Annotated in this window: 2 protein-coding genes and 2 pseudogenes; 1 reads left to right on the forward strand and 3 read right to left on the reverse strand. The window is 50.2% G+C overall.

What is annotated here, in order from left to right; translation table 11 throughout:
* The coding region (locus tag KO497_RS07175; RefSeq protein ID WP_074582493.1) for an IS4-like element ISVsa5 family transposase at positions 1 to 1005 on the reverse strand (1005 nt) is incomplete at its 3' end.
* 160 nt (positions 1006 to 1165) lie between these two features.
* Here KO497_RS07175 and KO497_RS07180 point away from each other — a divergent pair.
* Positions 1166 to 1825 (forward strand): type A-1 chloramphenicol O-acetyltransferase, encoded by a 660-nt coding sequence (locus tag KO497_RS07180; protein ID WP_000412211.1) that lies wholly within the window; start codon positions 1166 to 1168, stop codon positions 1823 to 1825.
* 2254 nt (positions 1826 to 4079) lie between these two features.
* On the opposite strand, the pseudogene KO497_RS07190 reads toward KO497_RS07180, so the two are convergent.
* Together KO497_RS07190 and KO497_RS07195 are read right to left on the reverse strand one after the other, a co-directional pair.
* Positions 4080 to 4199: pseudogene (locus tag KO497_RS07190) on the reverse strand (IS1 family transposase); the annotation flags it as partial.
* Positions 4200 to 4446: 247 nt separating this feature from the next.
* Positions 4447 to 4650, reverse strand: a pseudogene (locus tag KO497_RS07195) (IS4 family transposase); the annotation flags it as partial.

Below are 4650 nucleotides of genomic sequence, written 5' to 3' on the forward strand. Positions count from 1 at the left end.
CGCAAGCCAACATGTTAGTTGAAGCATCAGGGCGATTAGCAGCATGATATCAAAACGCTCTGAGCTGCTCGTTCGGCTATGGCGTAGGCCTAGTCCGTAGGCAGGACTTTTCAAGTCTCGGAAGGTTTCTTCAATCTGCATTCGCTTCGAATAGATATTAACAAGTTGTTTGGGTGTTCGAATTTCAACAGGTAAGTTAGTTGCTAGAACCCATGGCTCCTTTGCCGACGCTGAGTAGATTTTAGGTGACGGGTGGTGACAATGAGTCCGTGTCGAGCGCTGATTTTTTCGGCCTTTAGAGCGAGATTTATACAATAGAATTTGGCATGAGATTGGATTGCTTTTAGTCAGCCTCTTATAGCCTAAAGTCTTTGAGTGACTAGATGACATATCATGTAAGTTGCTGATAGGTTTCCAGTTTTCCGCTCCTAGGTCTGCATATTGTACTTTTCCTCTTACTCGACTTAACCAGTACCAACCCAGCTTCTCAACGGATTTATACCATGGCACTTTAAAGCCAGCATCACTGACAATGAGCGGTGTGGTGTTACTCGGTAGAATGCTCGCAAGGTCGGCTAGAAATTGGTCATGAGCTTTCTTTGAACATTGCTCTGAAAGCGGGAACGCTTTCTCATAAAGAGTAACAGAACGACCGTGTAGTGCGACTGAAGCTCGCAATACCATAAGTCGTTTTTGCTCACGAATATCAGACCAGTCAACAAGTACAATGGGCATCGTATTGCCCGAACAGATAAAGCTAGCATGCCAACGGTATACAGCGAGTCGCTCTTTGTGGAGGTGACGATTACCTAACAATCGGTCGATTCGTTTGATGTTATGTTTTGTTCTCGCTTTGGTTGGCAGGTTACGGCCAAGTTCGGTAAGAGTGAGAGTTTTACAGTCAAGTAATGCGTGGCAAGCCAACGTTAAGCTGTTGAGTCGTTTTAAGTGTAATTCGGGGCAGAATTGGTAAAGAGAGTCGTGTAAAATATCGAGTTCGCACATCTTGTTGTCTGATTATTGATTTTTCGCGAAACCATTTGATCATATGACAAGATGTGTATCCACCTTAACTTAATGATTTTTACCAAAATCATTAGGGGATTCATCAGTACCGGGCGTATTTTTTGAGTTATCGAGATTTTCAGGAGCTAAGGAAGCTAAAATGGAGAAAAAAATCACTGGATATACCACCGTTGATATATCCCAATGGCATCGTAAAGAACATTTTGAGGCATTTCAGTCAGTTGCTCAATGTACCTATAACCAGACCGTTCAGCTGGATATTACGGCCTTTTTAAAGACCGTAAAGAAAAATAAGCACAAGTTTTATCCGGCCTTTATTCACATTCTTGCCCGCCTGATGAATGCTCATCCGGAATTTCGTATGGCAATGAAAGACGGTGAGCTGGTGATATGGGATAGTGTTCACCCTTGTTACACCGTTTTCCATGAGCAAACTGAAACGTTTTCATCGCTCTGGAGTGAATACCACGACGATTTCCGGCAGTTTCTACACATATATTCGCAAGATGTGGCGTGTTACGGTGAAAACCTGGCCTATTTCCCTAAAGGGTTTATTGAGAATATGTTTTTCGTCTCAGCCAATCCCTGGGTGAGTTTCACCAGTTTTGATTTAAACGTGGCCAATATGGACAACTTCTTCGCCCCCGTTTTCACCATGGGCAAATATTATACGCAAGGCGACAAGGTGCTGATGCCGCTGGCGATTCAGGTTCATCATGCCGTTTGTGATGGCTTCCATGTCGGCAGAATGCTTAATGAATTACAACAGTACTGCGATGAGTGGCAGGGCGGGGCGTAATTTTTTTAAGGCAGTTATTGGTGCCTAGAAATATTTTATCTGATTAATAAGATGATCTTCTTGAGATCGTTTTGGTCTGCGCGTAATCTCTTGCTCTGAAAACGAAAAAACCGCCTTGCAGGGCGGTTTTTCGAAGGTTCTCTGAGCTACCAACTCTTTGAACCGAGGTAACTGGCTTGGAGGAGCGCAGTCACCAAAACTTGTCCTTTCAGTTTAGCCTTAACCGGCGCATGACTTCAAGACTAACTCCTCTAAATCAATTACCAGTGGCTGCTGCCAGTGGTGCTTTTGCATGTCTTTCCGGGTTGGACTCAAGACGATAGTTACCGGATAAGGCGCAGCGGTCGGACTGAACGGGGGGTTCGTGCATACAGTCCAGCTTGGAGCGAACTGCCTACCCGGAACTGAGTGTCAGGCGTGGAATGAGACAAACGCGGCCATAACAGCGGAATGACACCGGTAAACCGAAAGGCAGGAACAGGAGAGCGCACGAGGGAGCCGCCAGGGGGAAACGCCTGGTATCTTTATAGTCCTGTCGGGTTTCGCCACCACTGATTTGAGCGTCAGATTTCGTGATGCTTGTCAGGGGGGCGGAGCCTATGGAAAAACGGCTTTGCCGCGGCCCTCTCACTTCCCTGTTAAGTATCTTCCTGGCATCTTCCAGGAAATCTCCGCCCCGTTCGTAAGCCATTTCCGCTCGCCGCAGTCGAACGACCGAGCGTAGCGAGTCAGTGAGCGAGGAAGCGGAATATATCCTGTATCACATATTCTGCTGACGCACCGGTGCAGCCTTTTTTCTCCTGCCACATGAAGCACTTCACTGACACCCTCATCAGTGCCAACATAGTAAGCCAGTATATACACTCCGCTAGCGCCCAATACGCAAACCGCCTCTCCCCGCGCGTTGGCCGATTCATTAATGCAGCTGGCACGACAGGTTTCCCGACTGGAAAGCGGGCAGTGAGCGCAACGCAATTAATGTGAGTTAGCTCACTCATTAGGCACCCCAGGCTTTACACTTTATGCTTCCGGCTCGTATGTTGTGTGGAATTGTGAGCGGATAACAATTTCACACAGGAAACAGCTATGACATGATTACGAATTCGAGCTCGGTACCCGGGAATTAAAGAGGAGAAATTAAGCATGGTGAGCAAGGGCGAGGAGGATAACATGGCCATCATCAAGGAGTTCATGCGCTTCAAGGTGCACATGGAGGGCTCCGTGAACGGCCACGAGTTCGAGATCGAGGGCGAGGGCGAGGGCCGCCCCTACGAGGGCACCCAGACCGCCAAGCTGAAGGTGACCAAGGGTGGCCCCCTGCCCTTCGCCTGGGACATCCTGTCCCCTCAGTTCATGTACGGCTCCAAGGCCTACGTGAAGCACCCCGCCGACATCCCCGACTACTTGAAGCTGTCCTTCCCCGAGGGCTTCAAGTGGGAGCGCGTGATGAACTTCGAGGACGGCGGCGTGGTGACCGTGACCCAGGACTCCTCCCTGCAGGACGGCGAGTTCATCTACAAGGTGAAGCTGCGCGGCACCAACTTCCCCTCCGACGGCCCCGTAATGCAGAAGAAGACCATGGGCTGGGAGGCCTCCTCCGAGCGGATGTACCCCGAGGACGGCGCCCTGAAGGGCGAGATCAAGCAGAGGCTGAAGCTGAAGGACGGCGGCCACTACGACGCTGAGGTCAAGACCACCTACAAGGCCAAGAAGCCCGTGCAGCTGCCCGGCGCCTACAACGTCAACATCAAGTTGGACATCACCTCCCACAACGAGGACTACACCATCGTGGAACAGTACGAACGCGCCGAGGGCCGCCACTCCACCGGCGGCATGGACGAGCTGTACAAGTAATCTAGACAGCGCTTTTCCGCTGCATAACCCTGCTTCGGGGTCATTATAGCGATTTTTTCGGTATATCCATCCTTTTTCGCACGATATACAGGATTTTGCCAAAGGGTTCGTGTAGACTTTCCTTGGTGTATCCAACGGCGTCAGCCGGGCAGGATAGGTGAAGTAGGCCCACCCGCGAGCGGGTGTTCCTTCTTCACTGTCCCTTATTCGCACCTGGCGGTGCTCAACGGGAATCCTGCTCTGCGAGGCTGGCCGGCTGCAGGCATGCAAGCTTGGCACTGGCCGTCGTTTTACAACGTCGTGACTGGGAAAACCCTGGCGTTACCCAACTTAATCGCCTTGCAGCACATCCCCCTTTCGCCAGCTGGCGTAATAGCGAAGAGGCCCGCACCGATCGCCCTTCCCAACAGTTGCGCAGCCTGAATGGCGAATGGCGCTGATGTCCGGCGGTGCTTTTGCCGTTACGCACCACCCCGTCAGTAGCTGAACAGGAGGGACAGCTGATAGAAACAGAAGCCACTGGAGCACCTCAAAAACACCATCATACACTAAATCAGTAAGTTGGCAGCATCACCCGACGCACTTTGCGCCGAATAAATACCTGTGACGGAAGATCACTTCGCAGAATAAATAAATCCTGGTGTCCCTGTTGATACCGGGAAGCCCTGGGCCAACTTTTGGCGAAAATGAGACGTTGATCGGCACGTAAGAGGTTCCAACTTTCACCATAATGAAATAAGATCACTACCGGGCGCTGAGAGATCCCCTCATAATTTCCCCAAAGCGTAACCATGTGTGAATAAATTTTGAGCTAGTAGGGTTGCAGCCACGAGTAAGTCTTCCCTTGTTATTGTGTAGCCAGAATGCCGCAAAACTTCCATGCCTAAGCGAACTGTTGAGAGTACGTTTCGATTTCTGACTGTGTTAGCCTGGAAGTGCTTGTCCCAACCTTGTTTCTGAGCATGAACGCC

It is taken from the genome of Pacificibacter marinus (assembly GCF_018860665.1).
In the GTDB taxonomy this organism is placed as follows: domain Bacteria; phylum Pseudomonadota; class Alphaproteobacteria; order Rhodobacterales; family Rhodobacteraceae; genus Celeribacter; species Celeribacter marinus_A.